This window comes from Nocardia sp. NPDC051750 (assembly GCF_044453135.1).
Taxonomy (GTDB): domain Bacteria; phylum Actinomycetota; class Actinomycetes; order Mycobacteriales; family Mycobacteriaceae; genus Nocardia.
Window position 1 is genome coordinate 1,047,256 of record NZ_JBITCK010000001.1, and the last position, 22,871, is coordinate 1,070,126.

The following is a 22,871-nucleotide window of genomic DNA, read 5'->3' on the forward strand; positions in this document are numbered from 1 at the left end:
CGAAAATCGTAAAGACCCGGTCGCAGGCCAGGTTACGGACCGTCGGCCGTGGACACCAAGCTGTCGGGCGCCAAGACCCAGGCAGTACGCGGAAGCCGGCCGGGATCGAATCCGGCGCGCAGTTCGTCCGCGCTACCGCCCGACAGACCCAGTGAGTCCGCCAGTATGCCGACCACGTCCCGAGCGGAATCGCCGCGGTCGCGCCGGTCGGCGAGAGTGACCGCGCCGTCGCGTTTGGCCAGGCGTTGTCCCGTCGTGTTCAGCACCAGCGGGACGTGGGCGTATTCGGGGACGGGCAGGTCCAGCAAGGTGGCCAGATAGGCCTGCCGCGGTGTGGAGGGCAGCAGATCGTCACCGCGGACCACCTGGTCCACACCGTGTTCGGCATCGTCGATCACGACCGTCAGGTTGTAGGCCGGGATCCCGTCGCCGCGCCGCAGAACCAGGTCGTCGACCGGGCCGCGGTACTTTCCGTGCAGCCGATCGGTGATCTCGAAATCTGTCCGGGCCGAGCGCAGCCGCAGCGCGGCGGGACGTCCGGTGGCCCGGCGCCGGTCGCGTTCGGCGGGGGTGAGATCGCGGCAGGTGCCGGGATAGGCGCCCTGTGGTCCGTGCGGTGCGGCGGCGGCCTGCTGGATCTCCCGCCGGGTACAGAAGCATTCGTAGGTCAGGCCCGCCGCGGTGAGCCGATCGACGGCCGCGTCGTAGCGCTGCAGCCGGTCGGACTGGTGCAGGACGGGGCCGTCCCAGTCGAGGCCGAGGGCGGCGAGATCGCTGAGCTGGCGTTCTTCGGCGCCGGGACGGACCCGGTCCAGATCGTCGATCCGGAGCACGAAGCGGCGGCCGGTGGTGCGGGCGAACAGCCACGCCAGCAGTGCGGTCCGCAGGTTCCCGAGGTGTAGATCGCCCGAAGGGCTCGGGGCGTACCGGCCGGCCCCGGCCGTGAGCGGGGTGGTCGCGCGGTCTATGGGCATCACCGTCATGGTAGGTCGCGGGTGAGCCGGGGCATGAGTGCGGACGATTCGGCTGCCGCTGTGGTGGCGGGTGCCGGGGAGGTTTCGCCGAGTTGGGCCAGCAAGGACTCGGCGTGGGCGATGAGACCGGGGCCGTCGAGTCCGTAGGGGAGCCTGCCGCTCGGATGGCCGGCCGCCGCGGGGTCGAATGCGCGGATCCGCTCGACTGCGCGCCGCAGCAGCGTCCGGGCCCCTTTGTTGTTCCCGCGCTGGATATGGGTCAGGCCGACCGCGTACTGCGCGAGCCCCTGCCACAGCATCCGCTCGGTATCCGGTCCGTTCTTCCAGACCGATTCCAGTACTTCGTGGGCGTTGAAGGCCAAGCCCTGGTCCAGGAGGCGCTGAGCGTAGGCGAGCGCTTCGGCTGGTTCGAGGTCCAGGTCGTCGGGTATGCGCGGGATGCCGGGCGAACCCGGGGGTAGCGGACGTCCCAGCCGGTCGCGGGGCCTGGCATTGGTGGCGCGTCCCTGGTCGTCGCGATCGCGTTCGGGCATGAAGCCATCATCGCGCTCCACCCCGTTGGAGCTTGCGTCAGGGGGATTGACAAAGGGTGAACTGCGGATCACGTAATAATCACATTGGTCCATTCCTATGCATTTCGGAGATTTTTGAGCAAAGTCGTCCTTATAAGTCCGCAATTGTGTAGCAATGGGCCACGTTAGCGGGATTGGCAACGGTATTGGCTCAGTTGGCAAGAGGTCGGCAAATCCGGGACGAACCTGCTAGTGTTCGGGGTGCGGGGCCGCTCACAAGGGGTTTGAGCCATCGCGTCAGATGTGTTCGCGGACAGTGCGAGTCCGATCCTGGCAAACCGGATATTTGCTCGCTATCTGCGCGTGCATCGAGTATTCGGTGTCTTCCACCGGATACCAGCTAGTCAGGAACTATGCAGGAATCAATATCGTTATCGACGCAGCGAAGGAGTGCAGTGCCGTGAAGGTGGATATGACGGGTGCTGTGTGGCGGAAGAGCACATACAGCGGCCCGGACGGGAACTGCGTGGAGGTGGCATTTCTCGTAGACGGCAACGTCGCGGTCCGGGATACGAAGGACCGCGGAAACGGGCCGGTGCTGGCCTTTGCGCCCGGCGATTGGGCCGAGTTCCTGTCCGGAGTGTCGGCAGGAGATTTCCGCGGCGCCTGAGGTTTTCCCGATATCAGGCAGTACGGCCCCGGACCCGGGCGGTCCGGGGCCTTTGCCTGTCGGTGCAGGTACGTCGATTAGGGTCGGCCGGTGATTTCGCTGTCAGCTCCGGACGCGACCATGTACTGGCTGTCGCGGCGGACACGCAACGACCAGTTCCTTCTCTACTGCTTCGCGGAATCCACCCGCGATGACTCCGAACTGCGCACCGAAATTCTGGACCGCTGCGCGGGCATCCCCGAACTGCGGGTTCGGTTGCGCGACGATCCCACGGGCCTGACCTATCCGGCGTGGATCCCCGCCGAGCCCGATCCCGCGCAGGTCGTACGACACCAGCTCGCTGCACCCAGTTGGCCGGAACTGCTCGCCGCCGTCGGGCGATCGGCCGGGACCGGGGTCGACGCGACGCAATATCCCTGGCTGCTGCATATTTTCCGCGGCATCTGCGACAGCCCGGCACCCGATGCGCAGGTGACAGTGGTCGTGCTGCAGATATCGCACGCCCTGGTCGACGGTCGCGGCGCCGCCCGGATCGCCCGCGCATTGTTCACGCAACCCGTGCGCTCCGCCGGAGACCTTGCCGCCGAGGGGGCAGCGACCGGACGCATGGCACGTGCGGCCGCGCCGGCCGCCGCTTCCCCGCTCCGTTCGCTGGGTGCCGCCGCCGCACTTCCGGTCGGGATGGTTCGCACCGTGCGGCGAGGCATCGGCGCCGCGCGGGCGCGCCGTGAACTCGACGCGCTCACCGCGGCGGGCCGGGTGCCCCGGCCCGGGGGCGGATATCCGTCCGGTCCGCTGAACCGGCCCGCCGAGGTCACGGGCCATAGCGTGCAAATGCTGGTGTGGCCGGCGAGCGAGTTCCGAGTACCCGGTCTCACTGTGACGGTGGTGGGTCTGACGGCGGTGTCGATCGCGGTCGAGCGGTACCTGAGGAGCCGCGGGGCCGAGGTCACGCGGCTCGGTGCGCAGGTACCGATGGCGCTACCGCCGCGCCCCGGCATCCGGAACAATTACCGCAGCCTGGGTGTGGACCTCGGCGCCGGTGAACGGGATCCGCTCCGGCGGGCCGCCGCGATCGCGACGGAACTGGCGGCCCGCCGGGAGCGGGCCGGACATCCGCTGCTGGCCGCACAGGATTCCGTCACCGCGGTGCTGCCGCCGCTGCTGTTGCGCCGGGATGTGCACAGCTATCCGATCGACACCGTGCCCGAGCAGATCACCGGGCACACCGTGGTCTCCAGTGTGAATCGTGGGCCGGCCGATCTGGCCTTCGGCGGCGCGCCGGTGCGATTCACCGGCGGATTCCCCGCCCTCGGGGCAGTGATGCATCTCACGCACGGGATCCACGGGCTCGGGGAGACGGTCACGCTGTCCGTGCATGCCGATCCCGGCGTCGTACCTGATCTGGATACCTATGCCGGCCATCTGAGTGATGCGGTGCGTGAGTTGGTTCGCTCGGCCGGCTGACAGACCGGCCCGTTCCCCGGCCCTGCCCGATACGTCAGTTCGGGTCGATGCCCAGCTCTTCGCGGGTGGCCACGATGAGTTCGCGTTCGGCGACCCGGACCTCGCCCAGCAGTTGCGTCTTGTGGTCGCGCGCCGCGCGGATCTCCTCCGGCGGGGCATCCTGCAGTTTCTTGCGCTGCAGGGTGAGGGCGGACAGCAGCACGTCGGAGAGAGTGTCGGCGAGCCGGCGCCACTGTTTGTAGTGCGGATCCGAGCCGGCCAGACGCAGGACGTTCGCCCGATCCGAACCGGCCTCGAGTTCGTGGATCAGATCGCCGATGAGCTCATCGGTCCACTCGTCGTCGCGGCGCAGCGCCTGGCAGATGCGGCCGGACATGCCCAGGGAATCGGCAACGGCCGCGGCGACGGTATCCCGCCGCCAATGCTCACCCGCCTGGACCAACGCCACGGCATGCGCGGATTCCACCTGATGGTGGGCGGCGTCGAGTTGGAGCCGAGTGGAGTCGGCCTGGCGCTGGGCGCTGTCGCTCTGGTGCTGGGACGCGACGGACAGGGTCCGCTGGGCCCGCTCATCGGCAGCGGCGATCGCATCCCGGTTCGTGCGGTTGTTGACCAGCACGGCGATCACCGCCGCGCCACCGAGCGCGAGCGAACCGAGCAGCGGCAGCCACGACTGCCACCAGGCCGGGGAACTCTGAACGATCTCGATCACCTGGGGATCCACGGCGCCCATCATGGCACCGTCGGCGTGGACAGGCGCGACGGCCGTCACAATTGGGTGCTCAGCGGGCTGACGCATTGGATATCTTGCGGGATAAGGTGATTCGTGCTATGAGCGCGGTGTGGGCACTGCCTCGGCAGGAGGGATGAGCGGGTGTTTTCACGATGCGATGGGGTGGCAGGTATGCTGCTCGGCGGAGGATTCGCCTAGTGGCCTATGGCGCTCGCCTGGAACGCGGGTTGGGTTAACAGCCCTCGCGGGTTCGAATCCCGCATCCTCCGCAGTCGGCCCCGCCGGTGGAGCAATCTCCCGGCGGGGCCTTTTTCTGTGCCGGCTCGGCGAACCGTCGTTGTGGCTGCACTCCGACCCGGCGCGGCCGCGTAAGGACTGGTCCGGGCATATCGGCACAGCTACGGCTGCCGGACGGGCGCCCGCATTGCCGGAACGTGGTCGTGGGCTCCCGGAGGTGAGCAGGATCGCCGCGACCCCCGGTTCGGGTGGTCGCGGGTAGCGGCTACACTGGCCCACGGATCCCGCGCGGCGCGCATCCTGTGAACTCCCCCAGGGCCGGAAGGCAGCAAGGGTCAACGGGCTCTGCCGGGTGCGCGGGGTCCCCTTATTCGAACCGTGTTCCGGGGCATGCGGGCGAAGGTCTTGTATGGTCACGCTCCGCTACCGCCTCCGAGCCCGATCCATTCTCCGCTGCGTGTATCGGCATATGGGCGAAGGCCCTGTCGAGCCCGGTGAAGCTCTCGTAGAAGTATCGCTCGGTGAGCCCGGCCGCGGTGCAAACGGCCGCGGGTGCCGCTCGCTGCTGCCGCCCTGCCCGACCCACTCCGGTGTTGTGTCCATGGGCACATGAGCGGGGCCGTTTGTGACGGTCAGCGCCCCGGCCCGCTCCTGCGCCGGGCGGTTCCGGTATTCCACGGTGGCGGTACCGCAATCGCGCCGGATCCGGTCGACGCTGATTCGCCGAGAAGCCCAACACCTCCCAGTGACAGCGACCGGCCGGGTAACGTGGCTCGGGGCGGCCGTCACATCGGCCGCCTGTATAGAGCATTCACCCCACCCAGGTAGTTGGAAAGGCTGTCCAGGATGCCCCGGCAAACGCAGATCGGTTTGATGAGTCCCGAGGAACTCGCCGCCGAGCACGAACTCCAGTCCGCGAACTACGCGACACTGCAGGCCGCTCAGCTCACCCTTGATCTGACCCGAGGCAAGCCGTCACCGGAACAACTCGCCCTGTCCTCCGCCCTGCTCTCGCTGCCCGGTGACGGCGATTTTCGTGACGGCACCGGTACCGACTGCCGCAACTACGGTGGTCTGCACGGACTTCCGGAGCTGCGTGCCATCTTCGGCGAGCTCCTGGGTATCGGCGTCGACAACCTGATCGCCGGTAACAACGCCAGCCTGGAGCTGATGCACGACACGATCGTCTTCGCCACGCTGTACGGCCTGCCCGATTCGCCGCGGCGGTGGGCCGATGAGCCCGTGGTGAAGTTCCTGTGCCCCAGCCCGGGCTACGACCGGCATTTCGCGATCACCGAATCGCTGGGCTTCGAGATGATCCCGGTGCCTATCGGTCCCAACGGGCCCGATACCCGGATGATCGCCGAACTGGTGGCCGCCGATCCGCAGATCAAGGGCTTGTGGGCGGTACCGAACTACGCCAACCCGACCGGTGTGATCTTCTCCGAAGAGGTTGTCCGGGAACTCGTTTCGCTGCCCGCGGCGGCGCCCGACTTCCGGCTGTTCTGGGACAACGCCTATGCGGTGCACCCGCTGACCGATACCGCGGCCCCGGTCGTGGATGTGCTCGGGCTCGCCGCGGCGGCGGGAAACCCGCACCGCCCCTTGGTTTTCGCTTCCACCTCGAAGATCACCTTCGCTGGTTCCGGGGTCAGTTTCCTCGGTGCGTCGACCGAGAACCTGAACTGGTATCTGGGGCACGCGGGGAAGAAGAGCATCGGCCCGGACAAGATCAACCAACTGCGGCATCTGCGTTTCTTCAGCGATGCCGCGGGGGTGCGGGCTCATATGCAGAAGCACCGCGCCATTCTGGAGCCGAAGTTCGCCCTGGTCCTGCGGATACTCGAGGAACGGCTGGGGGCGTCCAAGGTGGCCTCCTGGACCGAGCCCAAGGGCGGCTATTTCGTCAGCCTCGATGTGCTCGAGGGAACGGCCGCGCGGGTGATCGAGCTGGCGAAGCAGGCCGGTATCGCGTTGACCGCCGCCGGGTCGGCATTCCCGTACAAGAAGGATCCGGACGACAAGAACATCCGGATCGCCCCCAGTTTCCCGGCGCTGCCGGAGCTGGAACAGGCCATGGACGGGTTGGCGACCTGCGTGCTGCTGGCAGCGACCGAGAAACTGCTGAAGTAGGAGACGGCGCCGGTCAGGCCGGTTTGCGGGCGTGGACGGCGAACATGGTCACCGAGAGGTGGATATCCCCGCCCGCCGCGCCCGCGGCCAGATCGGCGAGCAACCGTTCCCGTTCGGCCTCGGTGATCACCCGCCGCGCCACCGCCATTGCGGAAACCCTACTGACTAGCGCACCGGCCCCAACGGACCGTTCCTGGACCAGGGCGTGCGAGCCGGTGCTCACCACCTCGAGGCCCGCGGCGGTGAGCAGACCCTGCAACCGGCGGCCCGAATACGGATTGGTGGTCGCCGAGATCAGGGTGTCGACGACCTCACGCACCACGCGGCGATCGCCGGGGTGCACGATCGCCGAACCCCAGTCGGCGTCCATCACAACCGTCCGGCCGCCGGGTCGCAGGACGCGGGCGATCTCGCGGGCCGCGCGGGCGGGTGCGGTGAGATGCTGGAAAACGCGTTCACTCAGCACGGCATCGAAGGTGTCGGCGCCGAACGGCAGGCCGTAGGCATCGCCGGAGTGGAAGGTCGCGGGCGAATGCGCCTCGGCGGCCCGCTTTTCGGCGGCAGCCAGCAGATTGGGGTCTGGCTCGACGCCGGCGGCGATACCGGTGGGCCCGACCGCTTCCGCGAAGGTGATGACCTCGGAACCGGTGCCGGATCCGATATCGACGGCCTTCTCACCGGGTTGCAGTGCGAGCGCATCGTGCGCCCATTCCCGCAACCGGGTGAGCCCGGGGAGCGTGGCCTGTAGATCGCGAATATCGACCAGCTGGTCCTGGCCGGCGGCGTCGAAGCGGTCGGGGCGTAACCCGAAACTGTCCATGGGTCCGTGTCCATCCGTGGTGGTGGGTGGGTGTATCGCCGTGTGTGGCATGGAGGCGAGCCTAATAGGTGCGGCTGGGCGAAGCCCACAGTCCGCGCATGGCCGGTGCGGAGGCGAGGTATGCCCGCTGGGTGGGCAGGCGCCGTGGGATCATCGCTGTAGTCCGAAGTGAGGAGAGCGAGCGATGGCCGAATTGTGTCTGGCGCAGGAACCCGAGGCGGACCAGTTGTTGTCGGAGAGTTCGCTGGCGCTGGTGATCGGGATGCTGCTGGATCAGCAGTATCCGCTGGAACACGCCTTCCGGGGTCCGAAGAAGATCGCCGACCGGATGGGCGGGCTGGATATCCACGCGATCGCCGCCGCGGAGCAGGCCGAGTTCGAGGACATGGCGGCGACCCCGCCTGCCATCCACCGGTACGGCCGGTCCATGGCGCGGCGCATCCAGGATCTGGCGCGTTATGTGCTCGAGCACTACGACGGTGACGTGACCGCGATCTGGACCGCCGGGGATCCGGACGGCAAAGAGGTGCTCCGGCGCTTGAAGGCGCTACCGGGGTACGGCGATCAGAAGGCGCGGATCTTCCTCGCGCTATTGGGTAAGCAGCTCGATATCCGCCCGCCGGGCTGGGAAGCGGCGGCCGGGGACTACGCCGAGCCGGGTTCGCGGCGATCGGCGGCCGATATCGTCGACGGCGAGACACTGCTCGAGGTCCGCGCATTCAAGAAGCAGATGAAGGCAGCGGCGAAGCAGAAATGAACCGCCGCGGCGCGGCCCGGACAAGCGCCGACTCGGCGCAACCGGAATAGGCGCTGCGACGCCGCCCGAAGAACACCCGCCCCGGCGTAGCGGGAAGAAAACGCTGCCGGGCGCGCCGGGGTGGTCCGTCAGCGGAATCGGGCGAGCCGGGTGAGTTCGGCGGCCAGACCGGAATCGCCGATCGGAGTGAGGGAAAAGTCGGCGCCGGCGGCCAGCAGGTAGCGCCCGTCGCCGGTGAAATCGAGCCAGGTGCGGTAGATCGGTGGCGGTGACATCGGGTCGTCCGGGGCGACCGCGATCGTGAAGAATCCGCGGGCATCGATCGGCCGGTGCAGTGCCGCCCGCAGCCGCCGTGCCCGGATCGCCGCGGTCGCGGTCGCGCCGGCACCCTGGTCCGGGCACAGCACGGCGGCACGTGGTTCGCGCATCGCGGGCAACCGGCCCGCTCGTGCCGGTCCCAGCGTGCTGACCAGATGTTTGCCGACGGTTCGCGCATGGCAGGCGATCACGGTGACCTCCCCGGAACGCGCGCGCACCAGCGCGCCCCAGTTGCCGAAACCGACGGCGACCGCGAGAACGGGATCGCAGCGCCGCCCCTCGCCGTCGAAATCGTCGCCGAAAACGGTGACCCGGGTGACATCGGTGCGGGCGAGGAAACGCAGGGTGCCGGTGAGGTCGGGGTCGCCGTTGGGTGGGAAGCGGCGTTCGAGCTCGAGCGCGGACCGGGCGCTCTCGGTGGCGGCGGTGGCGCGGGGAGCGAGGTCGATGGGGTGGGGGCGCCGGTCGAGTCCTGTTTCGGTCTGCCAGATGTAGCTGAACTCGTCCGGCGTGAACGCCCACTCCATCAGTGGCTCCCGCCACCCGGATCGGCACGTTCGGCCCGCTCCGCCTCGGTGTACTCGCCGAGGACGGGTGGAACCGAGGGCGGTGTCGCGGTCAGATCCTCGTTGGGGGCCTGCAGGTAATCGGGGCTGGACCGCTCGTCATCGGCCGGGCGCAGTGGTGGCGAGCCGCCCGCGCCGGCCAGCGGAATCCCGGCAGGGACCAGGCGAAAGGGTCGAGCCCCAGGGTGCTCGGTACCTGCTGTGCCGGGGGACGGATCCGATTCGGTGCCGGCCGCGACGAAGGGTTCCCGGTACCCGGGGACGGGTGGACGGGCAGGCTCCGGGGAGCCGCCCGGGGCCCGGGCGATGGAGTCCGGGCCGGAGCCGATGGGGGACGAGGTGCCCGGCCCGGCCGGGCCTTGTGCAGTGGGAGTCGAATTTCCCGGGTCGGCGGGAGACGGGGTAGCTGCGCCGGTGCGACCGGGGCCTCCTTGGCAGTGGCCCGAGCTGTCCGGCTCGACGGCACCCGGAGCGTCCGGCTCGACGGCACCCGGAGCGTTCGGGCCGAGTGGGACTGGAGTGTCCGGACCGATGGATCCCGGAGTGTCCGGGCCGAAGGGAATCGGGGCTCCCGAACCGGTGCGAACCGGGCCCCCTGGCCCGGTCGGCTCCGGACCGGCCGGCGCCGAGGCTGGACCGGTAGGAGCTGGGGCTCCTGGACCGGCCGGAGCGGAAATCCCCGGACCAGCGGGGGCTGGAGGCAGGACGGCGGAACCCGGACGGTATCCGGTCGCGGAGCCGGGTGCGGGCGCGGCTCCGGAAGGCCCGGAAACCGGGCCGTGATGACTATGTCCGGCTGCCCCGCTCGAGCCGCCCGGTGGCGAGGGAGAAAGCGGCGGGGCCGGATTCGCGGGGCCGGTGCCTGTAACGGCCGGGCCACCTACCGCAGCGCCGGGCGGTCGCGGTGCGGGGTCCGCGATACCTGGACCGCCTGCGAAAACAGTGCCGCGTTCGACCGAGGGCGGGGCGGCTGTCCGGCCCGCAGGATCCGCACCGGCAGGGTGGGCGGCAGGTGCCGGGCCTGTACCGGCCGATGTCGTATCGGCCGGCGCGGTGCCCTCCGGGGGTGGTGGGCCGGCCTCGGGCGCGTTCTCCGGCCGCGTGGGTTCTTCCTCCGGTGCGCCTGCCGCGTCTGTCGGTGTACCTGATCCGTCTGCCGGTGGCACGGCCTGGGATGGAACCTCGCGTGGTGGGCCGCCCTGTTGCGACTCCTGCACGGGTGGCTGCGGATATGGCGCCGAATCGGTGCCGATCAGCGGCTGCGGGTGTGTGCCCGGTCGGCCGGATTCCGGGTCGGGTGCCGTGTCCTCGCTGGGGGGTGCCACTCCGGGCGTTGCCGGGGCGGTATCGCCGTCTCCGGGCGATGCGCCGACGGCCGGCGCGGACTCGGTTCCCGGTGCCGCCGCACCAGCGTGAGTACCTGGAACGCCCGATACGCCGGCGGTGTCCGCGCCCTCGACCGCGGTGGGAAAGCGGGGGACAGCGTCGCCGCTCGCCGGAATCGTCGGGTTGTAGCCGAAGGTCATGGCGTCCTGGGCGGCGGCGGCCGCTGCCGCGACGGCGGTGTTGTAAGCCATCCGGCGCTGGGCTCCAGTGGCGGCCTCGACCGCCGGGTCCGGGTCCGGCCGGTACGGCGCCGGCGGCGGTGGGATGGCTGCCCGCACCGATTCTGCCGCTCCGGAATCCGCTGTCATGAGTTGCTGGAGAACCCGGCACACCGCGACGGAATCGTCACCGGCCTGGACGAGGGCGGCTGCGGCGCGGGCGGCGGTGGCCGCCGCGATACCGGACCACTCGCCGGACAGCCGGGTGATCTCGCGGGCGTGATCGTCGAATGCCGACTCCAGCACGCTTGCGGCGAGACCCCACGCGTCGGCGAGGCGACGCAGTTCGGCCGGAGCCAGCTTCTCGTGTGCGAGGTCCCAGATCTGCTGGTGGGTGTACGCGTCGAATATCTCGCGGTCCGGCACATAGGCCGGATCGGTGCCGGTGTTCGTTCTGCCGGTCTGCCCCTGGTGCGCCACGGTCGGCCCCCTTGGTCGTTCGGTCCGTGGCTACCCGGGAAAGAGCCTCGGATCGAATGGATTCACTTCTACTGTGCCCCTGCGTAATTCGCTATCATGCCGTATCCCGGCCGGTATCCGCCAGGGTCGCGGCGAGGGCGGCGTCGGCTTCCTGGAACAGTGCGGCGGCCGCCAGGTAAGCCGCCTTGTGCTGGAGCGCGGCCTGTTCGAAGGCGTCGAGCACGTCGAGATATTCCCGGCCCTTGGCGTCGAATCCGCGGGTGAGTGCCCGGCCGGACGGTAGATCCGGGAACCCGTGGACCGGGGTGAGTGCCGCGGCATTGTTCCTGGCCTCCCGCACCCGCTCCACGAGCCGGTCGCAGGAATCGGCCAGACCGCGGGCCACCTCTTCCGACATGTGGAACTCGCCGGCCTTGGCCGCCTCGTACAGTCCCAACCCCGTCTGTCTGCCCAATTCCGGTACGGACATCGTCTTCCCCCTTCGGACTCCCCGCCTCGCGACCGGAGCTTAGCAGCGAAAAAGGGCTCGTACCAGGGTCGATCTGGATGGGCCGTGACCGGCTCCTGCGTTCGTGCGTATGCGGTGGCGTTGCGCGGGCAAATTCTCCACCGGGATGCGGAGAATATTCTCCGTGAAAAGACGGACAATATTTCCCGCCGGATCGCGGAGAATTATTTCCGGAAATTTCCGGTGAACAAATACCCTTCGGTGTGCGGTTCGCGCGATGTTTGCGGAAATCGATCCACCCGTGCATATCGGGCGCGCAAGACGGTACGTGGCGGCGAATTATCCGTGGCCGCAGCCCGTGGGGATGCAGTGGGGGCAGGGTGCGATGGCGCGCCGGAAAAGCGGATTTGACCTGGAGAAACGCCCGGCTCAGGGATGCGGATGCGGCGTACCCCTTGGTGTGGCGCGGTATGGGATGTTAATTTATTTGTTATGTCTACCAGCCACACCAAGCCGAAGCCGGTCACTTATGTGACCGCCGCGCTCGGTCTGCGGCTGCCCCTCACCCGCGAGTTGTGTTGCTCCCGCCGCCGCGGTTGAGCGATTCCGATCCACTCGCCGCCTCGTTGCAGCACATGTAGGCAAATCCCGGCGTACGGGAATTAAATCGAGGAAATCATATGGCTGTCCGCACCGCCGAACGCATCGCGTCGCAGGCTCCTACCACTCGCACCCGTATCCCCCGTCCGGTCGTCCCCCCGGATCTGCGACTTTCCGATAATCCGGCCGCGGCGGTCCTGCGATCCGCCACCACGGGCCCGGTGTTCCGCGATAAGACCGCCCGCGCCACCGGGTTGAGTATCGCCACCGTCAATCGTCAGGTGTCCGCGCTGCTCACCGCGGGTTTGCTCCGCGAACGCGCCGACCTCACCGCCTCCGGCGCGGTCGGCCGCCCCCGGGTTCCGTTCGAGGTGGATATCGATACCGCCGGCACGCTCGGCGTGCATATCGGCGCCGCGTCCACCCGGATCGTCGTCGCCGATCTGCGTGGCCGGATTCTCGGCGGCCTGACCATCGCCACCCCGCAGACCGGGCAGGAGTTCGCGGTCAAAACCGTTGCGCACAGTGCGAAATCTTTTCTGCAGCGGTGGTATCGGCGGACCCCGCTGTGGGTCGGTGTGGCGATCGGTGGCCGGGTCGACCCGACCACCGGCGTTGTCGATCATCCGAAACTGGGCTGGCATGCCGCGCCGGTAGGGGCGGTGTTCAGCGAGGTGCTCGGGTTGCCGATTTCGGTGGCGCCGCACGTCGAGGCGATGGCGGCGGCGGAGTTGCTGCTGCCCGGTGTGAGTCAGGAATCGGCCGATACCCCCGATCAGGCAAGTGCGTTGCACGGCAGCAGCCTCTACTTCTATGTCCGGGAAACCGCCGGTATCTCGGTGACATTGGACGGCCGGGTGCACACGCCGAGCAGCGGACCGGGTTCGATCGCTCATCTGCCGACCGGGTCGGATGTGGAATGCCAGTGCGGCCGGCGCGGCTGCTTGGAGGCCACCGTGGGTGACCGCGCGCTGCATGCGCGCGCGGTGGGTCGCGGAATCATTCCCGCGCACAACGGGAAAGCCAGCTCGAATATCGGTGATCTCTACCGTGCCGCGGTGCGTGGTTCGGAACCGGCTCAGGAGTTGCTTGCGGAACGGGCGACCGTACTCGGCCGTACGGTGGCCTTGGTACGGGATATGCTCAACCCGGACCGCGTGGTGCTCGGCGGACAGGCGTTCACCACCTACCGTCCCGGACTGGCCCATGTGGCCCGTGCGTTCAACGAGGCCACGGTGCTGCCGCCCACGGATATCCGGGTCACCGGCTATGCGTCGAAGGTGCAGGAGTTCGCTGCGGTGGTCACCTCGTTGAGTGCGCTGTACGCGGATCCCCTGGCCGCCCTGCGCCGTCTCCAGGCCTGAGCTCCCGCGAAACCGAACTGCCCCACGTGCTGTGTGCACGCGGGGCAGTTCGTTGTGCGGGCGGGGTTACTTCTTCGCGGGGAAGAGACCTTCGAGCGCGGTGATGAAATACGGGAAGTGCCCGGCGAATTGATGGAGATCTCGGTCACGCTCGAAGCCGCCGAACCAGTACAGGCCCGGATCGTCGTCCGCGGACGGGTCCAGGTCACGGAATGTCCGCACCCAGTTGTCGGCCCGGCTCCAGACGACCATGTAGGGCAGGCCACGGGAGAATACGAGTTCCCGGTCGCCGGGCGGGATCTGCTCGGTGGTGACCTGTTCCAGGCCGAGCTGCAGTCCGCGGACCTGGCCGGTGAGCGACCGCCCGAACGCCGTCCGGATCGGCAGGAACTTCCGGGCCGCGAGCAGGGCACCGCCCGCGAGCGCGATCGCCACGCCCACCAGGGCGTGGCCGCCCAGCAGCGCGGCGAGAACGGTGACCCCGGCGCCGAGCACCACCAGCCCGCCACCGAGCCACAGCGGTAGGCGGCGTCGGGTGGGGTCGGCGAACGTGCCGCGTTCGACCGCGTCGGCGAGCATCGACCGGCGGAGTGGTTCGGCCGGGAGCCGGCCGGGAACGCCCAGTTCGGCGATCGTGACTTCGCCGGTGCCGGCGGGTAGCAGTGCGTCGTAGACGGCTCGTTCGTAGGGCCGCAGCAGATCGTCGGCGGGGTTGATCCGGACTATCTGCCACTGGGTCTCGCCGGTGCGCCCGATCCAGAGATAATTGCGCACCGCCAGATCGACGACAGTGGCGGCGATATCGGTCGGGTCGGCGTGACCGTCCAGTAGAACGCCGGCCTCGCCCGGCAGGATGCCCGCGGGGGAACCGAACTGGGTGCGGCCGTCGGTGCGGACGAGCGGTTGCGCCGGTTCGCCGGGTGCGGCCTGCCGGCGCGTCCACAGGATGTAGGCGGCGAGTGCGGCCACCGCGGCCAGCAGCAGCGCGAACGCGAGCAGCACCGGGCCGGTGACCGCGAACGGCGAGCTTCCCGGCCCGCTGATATCGGCGTTCGACGGTACGGTGCCGGGCGGGATCTGCAGGGTCAGATCCACCGATTCGCCCTTGCGGAGGTTCGTCTGGTCCAGGTACAGCACGCCGTCCGGTTCGATCCGCACCTGTGCGCACGGCCGGGTGTTACCGATCGGGCCCAGCAGGCATTCCACGATGCCCATTTCGAAACTGGGGCTGATCAGGGTTGCGTGGATTTCGGCGATATCGACATTGAGCACGCCGAACCAGCGGAACACCTGGCTGCCCTCGGCGTCGCTGACCGTGTTCTGCACCGAGTACCGGAAGGTCGACTCGCCGGGATCGGCGTTGATGGTGAACAGATCGTCGGCGATCTCCGCGGTCCCGGGGCCGGTGGTTTCGATATCGGTGACAGCGAACCGGCGTTCGGAGTCCTCGCTGATCTGCACCCGCAGCGGCAGCGACATGGTGAAACTTTCACCGGGCGGGACCGTCACCTTTTCGGTGACTTCGAGGACACCCTCGCGACTGAGGGTCATGTCCAGGTTGAGGATCACACCGGCGGGTTGCTGGGCCCGGGCGGCCGGTGCCCCCGGCGCGAACAGCGTGAATAATCCGATCAGTGCGAGTAGTAGCGCCGGTGCGCCCCCCCGAGATGTGAGCATGACTCGTTACCTTAATCAGCTTGCTATCCTGCGTCAGCGGCTGTTGGTGAACCGAGAGTATGAGGGGGCCCGGGGGAATGACTCGACCACCTGACGGACGCGGGCCGGTTCCCCCTGGTAGGCAGCCGATTCCGCCACGCGGCCGGCCGCCCTACGGGCCGCCGGGGCAGCCGCATCGGCCGCCGCCGCCCGGACCCGGGCCGGGATATCCCGCCGGGCCGGGATATCCGCAGCAGCGACCCGGGTATGCGCCGCGGCCGGGTCCGCCGCCGCAGCGCGGTCCCATACCCGGCTATCGCCCGATCGTCGCCCCGCCCATGCCTCCGCCTGTTCCGCAGCGGCCGCCACACGGGCGGCAGCCCCGGCGCCGGCGCGGTGGCGGGGTGCTCGGAGTGCTGGTCGTGATCACCGTTCTCGTGGTGGCGGGGCTGATCCGCGGGGCCCTGGGCACCGGCAGTTTGAACGTTCTCGGGCCGCAGCCCGAGCACAGTTACGACACCGGCGCGACCGGGCCCGCCGAAACCGGGACGAACCCGTTGCTCACCGATCCGAACGCCACACTCGTTCCGGCGAACTGCCCGTACGCGGAGTGGTCGACCGATGAGGACACCGCTCGGGCGTTCTTCGGTAGTGCCGAGAAATGCCTGGAAGGGGCCTGGCAGCCGGTGCTGGCGGCCGCGGGGTTGCCGTTCGAACCGCCGACCGTGCACGTTTCGGCGACAACCGACGGGATCTCCACCCCGTGCACCGGATCGACCAGTAATTTCGCCGCCTTCTACTGCCCGGCCAATCGCACCATCTATATGCCGATCAGCCAGCTGCAAACCGACTATTACGAGGACAACTGGGTCGTCTACCTGTCGGTGTTCGCGCACGAATACGGCCATCACATCCAGAACCTGTCCGGGATTCTGCTCGCCGCCAACAACGAGCGGATCGATGCGGGGGCCCAGAGTCCGGACGGGCTGGAACTGTCACGCCGAGTCGAACTGCAGGCCAACTGTTTCGACGGGATGTATCTGGTGTCCTCGGCCGGCGGCGGATCGCTGACAGCGGAACAGATGTCGGAGGCCCGCACCGATGCCGACAATCGAGGCGATCAGAGCGGCGATATGCGCGATCACGGCACCCCGGAGAACGGGGGGCGCTGGTTCGGGCTGGGTGTGGAACACAACCGGTCGGCCCAGTGCAACACCTTCACCGCTCCCGATGACGCGGTGAGCTGAATCAGTCCGGGGCGGTTCCGCGCGCGTGGTTCCGTAACTCGGTCAGCCACTGCGTCATCTCCGCCGGAGAGGCCTCGGGGCCGATCAGTTCGGTGAGGACGTGGCCCGCGCAGGCTGCGTCCAGTACCCGTGCGGCCATCGCCATCGGATCACCCCAGGGCAGAAACGGTTTCGCCACCAACAGCGAGGCGATACCGTGCGCGGCCGCCCACAGTTCGAGCACCAGTGGGGTCGGGTCACCGCGGTCGATGAGTCCGTCCGCCATGGCCTCCTCGACCGTGGCCGCGAAGTACCGGAACGCGCCGCTGGTCAGCACCAGATCCACCGCCCCGCTGGTATGGGTGGGGATGGTGGCCAGCCGATACTGTTCGGGATGGTCGAGCGCGAAGCGGATATAGGCCAGTCCGAGCCGCCGGAGCCGTAGCGCCGGCGGGTCGGCCGGGTCGACCGCGGCCTGCATCGCGGTGTTCAGTGCTTCGAACACTTCCGCGACCGCGGCGTCGATCAGTGCGTCCTTATCGGTGAAATGCCGGTAGATCGAGGGTGCGCTGACTCCGACCAGGCCCGCGACCGCGCGAATCGATACGGCGTCGACACTGCCCGTCCGTTCGAGCAGTTCCCGGGTGGCGGTGATGATCTCGGCCCGCAACCGGCCACCGGTCCCGCGCGGTGATCGCGGTCGCGCGCTCATACCCGCACCGGAGGTTCGCTATCGGCCGCGCGTGGACCGGTTTCCTCGCTCAGGCCGATCCGGGCGTGCAGCCGGGCCAGCGGTTTCGGCGCCCACCAGTTGAGCGGCCCGAGCAACCGCATCAGCGCCGGTACCAGCAGCGCGCGGATGATGGTGGCGTCGGCCAGCACCGTCAGGGTCAGCCCCAGGCCCATCAGCTGGATGAACGAGACCTTGGAGGTGGTCAGTGCCCCGATCACGATGGCCATCAGCACCGCCGCCGCGGTGAAGATCCGGCCGGTGCGGGCCACCCCGATGGCGACGGACTGGGTGTTGTCCTCGGCGGCGAATTCGTTGCCGGTCCGGCCGGCCCGCCTGCGCAGCCATTCCTCGCGGACCCGCGACAGCAGGAACACCTCGTAGTCCATGGACAGGCCGAAGGCCAGGCAGAACATCAGGATCGGCATGGTCGGCACCAGATATCCGACGGCGGTGAAGCCGAGCAGGCCCTCCAGATGTCCCTCCTGGAAGATCCACACCATGGCGCCGAACGCAGCGGTGAGCGAGAGGGTGTTCAGCAGCAGGGCTTTCAGCGGCAGGATCAGGCTGCCGGTGAACAGGAACAGCACCACGAATGTGGTCAGCACGATCAGCAGGCCGGCCAGTGGAAGGCGATCGGCCAGTGCGTCGAGCGAGTCCTCGTTCACTGCCGCCGCGCCGGAGAACAGTGGTGGGGCCGGCGCCGGCACCGACCGCAGAGTCGCCAACTGGTCGCCGCCGGCGGGCGAGAACGGGTCGAGCGAGGTGTTGACGGTCAGGTAGGTGCCGGTGTCGTTCGCCATGCCGGGAGGTGTGGCCGCGAGCCGGCTGCCCGAGACATACACGCCCGCGCTGGACAGCACACCGGTCACATCGTCTACCTCGGACAGCTGGGCCGCGTATGCCGCGACGCCCTGCTCGTCGTGGTAACCGTCGAGCACGATGGTGGTGTTGCCGCCGGGATCGGCCCGCGGGAATTCGGCGCGGACCTCATCGCCCACCTGACGGCTGTCGGCCGATGTCGGTAGCACCCGCTCGTCGGGGTAACCGAATTTCACGGACAGGAACGGCGAACCCAGCGCCAGCAGCAGCGCCACGATGGCGACGGATACCGGGACCGCGAAACGCATCACCCGCAACACCAGCCGGTACCAGCCCGTCTGTTCCGGGATCATGGCGCCGAGCGGGGCGGGTTTCCGGCCGAACAACCGCAACAGCGGCGCGCGCAGGTCCAGGGCATTGACCCGATGGCCCAGCAGTACCAGCGCGGCGGGCAGTACGACCACCGAGGCCGCCGCGGCGGCAACCACGACCGCCACCCCCGAGTAGGCGAAGGAACGCAGGAAGTACAGGTCGAAAACCAGCATTGCCGACAGCGACAGCGCCACGGTCAGCGCGGAGAACAGAACGGTGCGGCCCGCGGTCTGCAGGGCGCGCACGGTGGCCGCGCGGGGGTCCAGGCCGCCCGCGAGCTCCTCCCGGAACCGGCTTACGATGAACAGGCTGTAGTCGATGGCCAGCGCCAGCCCGAGCGCGGTCGTGAGGTTCATCGCGTAGATCGACACATCGGTGAACAGGGTGAAGAGCCGCAGAATCGCCAGCGTCGCGGCGATCGCGAACAACCCGACCAGCAGCGGCAGCGAGGCGGCGACGAGACTGCCGAACACCAGCACCAGCACGATCAGCGTCAACGGGATCGCCGCGGTCTCGGCGATTGCCAGATCGTGGGTGATCTGCCCGTTGACCTCGTGGAACGTCGCGGCCGCGCCGCCTGCGCGCACGGTGATCCCGTCGGCCGTCCCGGTCACTCGGGGGCCGAGTTCCGCCGCGACCTCCTGCATCTGGGTTTCGTCGCCGTCCAGATGTACCGCGATCAGACCGGATTTGCCGTCGGTGCTCCGCAGTGCGGAGGCGACCGCGGGCGACGGCGCGGTCCAGTACGACTGGACGCCGCGTGCGTGCTCGTGCGCCCGGATCGTGTCGACGATCCGCAGGGCGCGGGCCTGGACGGCGGCGGCGTCGACGCCCTCCGGTGATTCGACCAGCAGGATGTAGTTGGGCGCGGCACCCTCGAAGTTGTTCGCGAGTAGCTCGGTGGCCCGGGTGGATTCGGCGTCGGAGGAGACGAACCCACCCGATTTCAGCCCGGATGCGGCGGTGGCACCGAAGGCGCCGCACAGCAGTGCGAGGGCCAGTGCGCCGACGAGTATCGCCCGCGGAAATCTCGTAACGAACTGCGCGATTCGGATCAGCATTGCGGTGCCCCCGGGTCGGTAGGTTAGTGGCGTTAGCGTAACGCCGTTAACTCAGCGAGGGAAGAGGTCCGGACGCACTCGTCCGCGAAGGTTGCGGAGGTGGATAAACTCCAGCCGTGGCTCTGTACCGGAAGTACCGACCGGCAACGTTCGCTGAGGTGGTGGGCCAGGAGCATGTCACCGACCCGCTGTGTACGGCGCTCGATACCGGGCGGATCAGTCATGCCTATCTGTTCTCCGGTCCGCGTGGGTGCGGGAAGACCTCGTCGGCCCGGATTCTGGCCCGATCGCTGAACTGTGTGGAGGGGCCCACCTCGACTCCGTGCGGGACGTGTGCGTCCTGCGTGTCGCTCGGCCCGGGGGGCGGCGGGAATCTCGATGTGATCGAGCTGGACGCCGCCAGTCACGGCGGTGTGGACGATACCCGTGAGCTGCGAGACCGTGCCTTCTACGCGCCCGCCGAATCCCGCTACCGGGTGTTCATCGTGGACGAGGCGCATATGGTCACCACGGCCGGGTTCAACGCGCTGCTGAAGATCGTGGAGGAGCCGCCGGCGCATCTGATCTTCGTCTTCGCCACCACCGAGCCCGAGAAGGTGCTGCCCACCATCCGCTCGCGTACCCATCACTACCCGTTCCGGCTGCTGCCGCCGGCCACGATGCGGGGTCTGCTCGGCGATATTTGCGAGCAGGAGCACGTGCCGGTGGAGGAGGCGGTGTATCCGCTGGTGATCCGGGCGGGCGGCGGGTCCCCGCGGGACAGCCTGAGCGTTCTCGACCAGCTGCTCGCGGGCGCCGGAAGCGACGGCGTCACCTATACGCGCGCCGTGGCGCTTCTGGGGGTGACCGACGTGGCATTGATCGACGAAGCGGTCGACGCGCTGGCGGGCAACGACGGTGCCGCCATGTTCGGCACCGTCGATCGGGTGATGGAGGCCGGTCACGACCCGCGCCGTTTCGCGGTGGACCTGCTGGAGCGCCTGCGCGATCTGATCCTGATGCAGGCAGTGCCCGATGCCACCGAGCGCGGCCTGGTCGCAGCCCCGGGCGATCTGCTGGACCGGATGCGTGATCAGGCGTCCCGCCTCGGGCCGGGGACGCTCACCCGGTGCGCCGAACTGCTGCATGCCGGACTGGGTGAGATGCGTGGCGCCACCGCACCCCGGCTGCTGCTCGAGGTCGTCTGTTCGCGGATGCTGCTGCCCGCGGCCGATGTCTCGGATGCGGCGACCCTGCAGCGGCTCGAACAATTGGAGCGGCGGGTGGCCTCCGGTGCGGTCGCGGCACCTGCCGAGGGGAGTGCGGATTCGGGGCTGCCGCCGGGCAGGGAGGTCCCGGCACCGTCCCGTCCCGCCGCCGATCCGTCCCGCCGCCGGGGCGCTGAAGCGCTGGCGGCGCTGCGCGGAGCCAAGGCATCGCCCGAGGGGCCGACGGGCGATGCGGCGCCGGACGGCAAGCCCGCGGTATCCGGGGCGCGGCGATCTGCCGCGGATCAAGGGCAGCGCGTAGAAACGTCCGCTGCTGCAACCGTTCCGGCAGAGGCGCCGGGTGCGCGGACGCACGATGAACCCGGAACCGGGAACGATGATCGGCCCGCCGCCGATGCCCCGCCGGCAGGGCCACCACGGTCCGCGGATCCGACGCGACCGGGTACCCCGGATGCGGTGCGACCTGTTGCTGCGAACGCCGTGCACTCTGATGTCGCGAACCCGACGCCGGGTACCGCGGATACCGTGCCGCCCGCCGGTTCGGGTGTTGCGGATTCTGGTTCCGCGGATGCGGTGCGACCGGGTGCCGCGGATACCGTGCGGCCGGCCGGTTCGGATGCCGCGCGCTCTGGCGCTGCGGATACCGCCCGACCGGATGCCGCGGATGTAGTGCGCCCTGCTGGTCCGGGCACTGCGGATTCCGGGGCGGCGCGGGCGGTGCGACCAGATGCTGTGGATACCGTGCGCCCTGCCGGCTCGGATGTGCCCTCTGATTCTGCGGGAGGCGCGCGGTCGGGGGCCGCAGATGCGGTGCCGCCTGCTGGTTCGGGCACTGCGGGTCCTGGTGCCGCGGATTCGGTGCGACCCGGTGTTTCGGATGCTGCGCGCGGTGTTTCGGATGCGCGCTCCGGTGTCCCGGGTGGCGGCGCGTCTACGCGTCCGGCAGCCGACGAGGGAGACGGGGGCCGTGGGCCGGCCGGGGGCGTATCCGCCGCCGGCGGTGAGGCTGCGGCCGCGGCGGAACCCGGGTCGCCGGCCGCCGAAACAGCCGGCCCGGAGTCCGGCCCGGATCTGCTGTCCGCGGTGGAAGCCGCCTGGCCCGAGATCAAGGTCAAGGTCCGGGAATTCGGGACCACAATCGGCGCGATGCTCACCTCCGGTGCCTCGGTCGCCGGTGTCGAGCAGGGCGAGATCGTCCTGGCTCATCATGCCGCGCTGGTACAGCGGTTGTCGCAACCGCAGCCGCTGGCGGCGGTGCGTTCGGCGGTGGCCGCGGTGCTCGGGCATGAACATCCCGTGCGCTGGGTGGTCGCCGGACAGCAGGTTTCGCGTGGCCCCGGCGGCCGGGAGCGGGGTGGCCGGCGCTCCGGCGACGCCGATTCGGGTGATTCCGAGGGGGGTCGCCGAGGCGGCCCGAAGCGGACCTGGACCGGGCGGCCGGGGAGCGAGGCTGCCGGCTCCGGTGATAGCGGGGCCGGGCCGGAGGAGAGCACTTCCACAGTGCGCGGCGCAGGCGGCGCCGGCCCGGAATCCGCCGGGCAGTCCGAGGCGAGCGGCCGTGATTCCGAACCGGGTCGTGCGACCGGTGCGCCGCGGCGCACAGCGGCAGCTCCGCCCCGGTTCTCGCGGCCGAGTCAGGCGCGCGGCACGAACGCGGCGGCTGCCGGAAACCCCTATGACGACATACCGCCCCCTGACTATCCGGACCTTCCGGACGATCCGGGCCCGGAGGACTACGGTTACGGATCGGGTGCGGTGCCGCCGGCCACTCCGGAGGAGGAGCAGGAGATGCTCGCCGACGCGGCGCGTCCGGCCGCTCCGGGGGAGCGGCGCGACCCGGACGAGGTCGCTCTGGAATTGCTGGCCAGTGAGCTGGGCGCCACCCCCTTGAACGGTTGACAAGCACCGTCTCGACCGCGTTAAGTTAACCGGAGTTCGCATCCGGCGGTACTATGGGCGGGTGGCTGCGGACTTCCGCGAGACGAGGTTCTATGGTGGGCCGTGACGAGCGGGGCCGCCGGATACCCGTCCGCTGGTTCGTGCCGTGGTTTGTACAGCGTATGCCCGCGCGGGTTTTCCGGCCCGTCAGCGCTGCCAACTGAATACGGACGGTCGGTCGAACGGCCGGTCGGCGAGGTAACTCGCGTCTGCTCCGCCCGGTGCGGCGCGGGCG

At 69.3% G+C, this 22,871-nt stretch carries 18 protein-coding genes, 1 tRNA gene and 1 other RNA gene; 10 read left to right on the forward strand and 10 right to left on the reverse strand.

Annotated features, from left to right (window positions below; translation table 11 throughout):
• Window positions 1-32: 32 nt before the first annotated feature.
• Both gluQRS and ACIA75_RS04545 read right to left on the reverse strand, forming a co-directional pair.
• Window positions 33-983 carry a tRNA glutamyl-Q(34) synthetase GluQRS gene (gene gluQRS / locus ACIA75_RS04540; protein ID WP_397099845.1) on the reverse strand — a complete coding sequence of 317 codons (951 nt, stop codon included), beginning with the start codon at window positions 981-983 and terminating at the stop codon, window positions 33-35.
• Window positions 980-1,507: a DUF309 domain-containing protein gene (locus ACIA75_RS04545; protein WP_397099847.1), complete on the reverse strand. Its 528-nt coding sequence runs from the start codon at window positions 1,505-1,507 to the stop codon at window positions 980-982. The genes gluQRS and ACIA75_RS04545 overlap by 4 nt, the downstream gene beginning before the upstream one ends.
• A 451-nt stretch (window positions 1,508-1,958) precedes the next feature.
• Here ACIA75_RS04545 and ACIA75_RS04550 point away from each other — a divergent pair, with 451 nt between their 5' ends.
• Both ACIA75_RS04550 and ACIA75_RS04555 read left to right on the forward strand, forming a co-directional pair.
• The gene (locus ACIA75_RS04550) at window positions 1,959-2,156 is read left to right on the forward strand and encodes a DUF397 domain-containing protein (protein ID WP_397099849.1); all 198 of its coding nucleotides are present in this window, start codon (window positions 1,959-1,961) and stop codon (window positions 2,154-2,156) included.
• Between the two features lie 90 nt (window positions 2,157-2,246).
• On the forward strand, window positions 2,247-3,623 hold the full coding sequence (locus tag ACIA75_RS04555; protein ID WP_397099851.1) for a wax ester/triacylglycerol synthase domain-containing protein: 1,377 nt from the start codon (window positions 2,247-2,249) through the stop codon (window positions 3,621-3,623).
• Window positions 3,624-3,657: 34 nt separating this feature from the next.
• Here the strand turns inward: ACIA75_RS04555 and ACIA75_RS04560 are convergent, their stop codons facing one another.
• Entirely contained in the window at window positions 3,658-4,395 is a 738-nt protein-coding gene (locus ACIA75_RS04560) for a hypothetical protein (protein WP_397099853.1), read from the reverse strand.
• A 144-nt stretch (window positions 4,396-4,539) separates the two neighbouring features.
• Between ACIA75_RS04560 and ACIA75_RS04565 the strand changes: the two genes are divergently transcribed.
• The 3 genes from ACIA75_RS04565 to ACIA75_RS04575 all read left to right on the forward strand — a co-directional run bounded on the left by ACIA75_RS04565 (window position 4,540) and on the right by ACIA75_RS04575 (window position 6,726).
• Window positions 4,540-4,625: transfer RNA gene (locus tag ACIA75_RS04565), tRNA-Ser, on the forward strand.
• 244 nt (window positions 4,626-4,869) lie between these two features.
• An RNA gene (gene ffs, locus ACIA75_RS04570) (signal recognition particle sRNA small type) lies at window positions 4,870-4,964 on the forward strand.
• A 475-nt stretch (window positions 4,965-5,439) separates the two neighbouring features.
• Complete coding sequence (locus ACIA75_RS04575) at window positions 5,440-6,726, forward strand: aminotransferase class I/II-fold pyridoxal phosphate-dependent enzyme (RefSeq protein WP_397099855.1); 1,287 nt, start codon at window positions 5,440-5,442, stop codon at window positions 6,724-6,726.
• A gap of 13 nt (window positions 6,727-6,739) precedes the next feature.
• Here the strand turns inward: ACIA75_RS04575 and ACIA75_RS04580 are convergent, their stop codons facing one another.
• Window positions 6,740-7,546, reverse strand: coding sequence for a methyltransferase domain-containing protein (locus ACIA75_RS04580; protein WP_397100924.1), 807 nt, complete (start codon window positions 7,544-7,546; stop codon window positions 6,740-6,742).
• 184 nt (window positions 7,547-7,730) lie between these two features.
• Between ACIA75_RS04580 and ACIA75_RS04585 the strand changes: the two genes are divergently transcribed.
• On the forward strand, window positions 7,731-8,303 hold the full coding sequence (locus tag ACIA75_RS04585) for an HhH-GPD-type base excision DNA repair protein (RefSeq protein WP_397099857.1): 573 nt from the start codon (window positions 7,731-7,733) through the stop codon (window positions 8,301-8,303).
• 128 nt (window positions 8,304-8,431) lie between these two features.
• Here the strand turns inward: ACIA75_RS04585 and ACIA75_RS04590 are convergent, their stop codons facing one another.
• From ACIA75_RS04590 to ACIA75_RS04600, 3 genes are all read right to left on the reverse strand, one after another.
• The gene (locus ACIA75_RS04590; RefSeq protein ID WP_397099859.1) at window positions 8,432-9,148 is read right to left on the reverse strand and encodes an ESX secretion-associated protein EspG; all 717 of its coding nucleotides are present in this window, start codon (window positions 9,146-9,148) and stop codon (window positions 8,432-8,434) included.
• Window positions 9,148-11,211 (reverse strand): hypothetical protein, encoded by a 2,064-nt coding sequence (locus tag ACIA75_RS04595; RefSeq protein ID WP_397099861.1) that lies wholly within the window; start codon window positions 11,209-11,211, stop codon window positions 9,148-9,150. The genes ACIA75_RS04590 and ACIA75_RS04595 overlap by 1 nt, the downstream gene beginning before the upstream one ends.
• A gap of 94 nt (window positions 11,212-11,305) precedes the next feature.
• A complete protein-coding gene (locus tag ACIA75_RS04600) occupies window positions 11,306-11,680 on the reverse strand; it encodes a hypothetical protein (protein ID WP_397099863.1) in 375 nt (124 codons plus the stop codon).
• A gap of 84 nt (window positions 11,681-11,764) precedes the next feature.
• On the opposite strand from ACIA75_RS04600, the gene ACIA75_RS04605 reads away from it, so the two are divergent.
• On the forward strand, window positions 11,765-12,070 hold the full coding sequence (locus ACIA75_RS04605) for a hypothetical protein (protein ID WP_397099865.1): 306 nt from the start codon (window positions 11,765-11,767) through the stop codon (window positions 12,068-12,070).
• Between the two features lie 269 nt (window positions 12,071-12,339).
• Window positions 12,340-13,623 (forward strand): ROK family protein, encoded by a 1,284-nt coding sequence (locus ACIA75_RS04610; protein WP_397099867.1) that lies wholly within the window; start codon window positions 12,340-12,342, stop codon window positions 13,621-13,623.
• Between the two features lie 66 nt (window positions 13,624-13,689).
• Here ACIA75_RS04610 and ACIA75_RS04615 read toward each other — a convergent pair whose 3' ends face one another.
• Complete coding sequence (locus ACIA75_RS04615; RefSeq protein ID WP_397099869.1) at window positions 13,690-15,300, reverse strand: DUF2207 family protein; 1,611 nt, start codon at window positions 15,298-15,300, stop codon at window positions 13,690-13,692.
• 383 nt (window positions 15,301-15,683) lie between these two features.
• Here ACIA75_RS04615 and ACIA75_RS04620 point away from each other — a divergent pair, with 383 nt between their 5' ends.
• Window positions 15,684-16,526, forward strand: a complete 843-nt coding sequence (locus ACIA75_RS04620; protein WP_397099871.1) for a neutral zinc metallopeptidase — start codon at window positions 15,684-15,686, stop codon at window positions 16,524-16,526.
• Between the two features lies 1 nt (window position 16,527).
• Here ACIA75_RS04620 and ACIA75_RS04625 read toward each other — a convergent pair whose 3' ends face one another.
• Together ACIA75_RS04625 and ACIA75_RS04630 are read right to left on the reverse strand one after the other, a co-directional pair.
• On the reverse strand, window positions 16,528-17,217 hold the full coding sequence (locus ACIA75_RS04625; protein ID WP_397099873.1) for a TetR/AcrR family transcriptional regulator: 690 nt from the start codon (window positions 17,215-17,217) through the stop codon (window positions 16,528-16,530).
• On the reverse strand, window positions 17,214-19,490 hold the full coding sequence (locus ACIA75_RS04630; RefSeq protein WP_397099875.1) for an MMPL family transporter: 2,277 nt from the start codon (window positions 19,488-19,490) through the stop codon (window positions 17,214-17,216). Before ACIA75_RS04630 ends, ACIA75_RS04625 begins: the two co-directional genes overlap by 4 nt.
• 116 nt (window positions 19,491-19,606) lie before the next feature.
• On the opposite strand from ACIA75_RS04630, the gene ACIA75_RS04635 reads away from it, so the two are divergent.
• Entirely contained in the window at window positions 19,607-22,597 is a 2,991-nt protein-coding gene (locus ACIA75_RS04635; protein WP_397099877.1) for a DNA polymerase III subunit gamma and tau, read from the forward strand.
• Window positions 22,598-22,871 lie beyond the last annotated feature (274 nt).

Coding starts and splice junctions, on each gene's coding strand:
- gluQRS (WP_397099845.1), bottom strand. CDS start 983: ATGACGGTGATGCCCATAGACCGCGCGACCACCCCGCTCACGGCCGGG.
- ACIA75_RS04545 (WP_397099847.1), bottom strand. CDS start 1,507: ATGCCCGAACGCGATCGCGACGACCAGGGACGCGCCACCAATGCCAGG.
- ACIA75_RS04550 (WP_397099849.1), top strand. CDS start 1,959: ATGACGGGTGCTGTGTGGCGGAAGAGCACATACAGCGGCCCGGACGGG.
- ACIA75_RS04575 (WP_397099855.1), top strand. CDS start 5,440: ATGCCCCGGCAAACGCAGATCGGTTTGATGAGTCCCGAGGAACTCGCC.
- ACIA75_RS04580 (WP_397100924.1), bottom strand. CDS start 7,546: ATGGACAGTTTCGGGTTACGCCCCGACCGCTTCGACGCCGCCGGCCAG.
- ACIA75_RS04585 (WP_397099857.1), top strand. CDS start 7,731: ATGGCCGAATTGTGTCTGGCGCAGGAACCCGAGGCGGACCAGTTGTTG.
- ACIA75_RS04590 (WP_397099859.1), bottom strand. CDS start 9,148: ATGGAGTGGGCGTTCACGCCGGACGAGTTCAGCTACATCTGGCAGACC.
- ACIA75_RS04600 (WP_397099863.1), bottom strand. CDS start 11,680: ATGTCCGTACCGGAATTGGGCAGACAGACGGGGTTGGGACTGTACGAG.
- ACIA75_RS04610 (WP_397099867.1), top strand. CDS start 12,340: ATGGCTGTCCGCACCGCCGAACGCATCGCGTCGCAGGCTCCTACCACT.
- ACIA75_RS04615 (WP_397099869.1), bottom strand. CDS start 15,300: ATGCTCACATCTCGGGGGGGCGCACCGGCGCTACTACTCGCACTGATC.
- ACIA75_RS04625 (WP_397099873.1), bottom strand. CDS start 17,217: ATGAGCGCGCGACCGCGATCACCGCGCGGGACCGGTGGCCGGTTGCGG.
- ACIA75_RS04630 (WP_397099875.1), bottom strand. CDS start 19,490: ATGCTGATCCGAATCGCGCAGTTCGTTACGAGATTTCCGCGGGCGATA.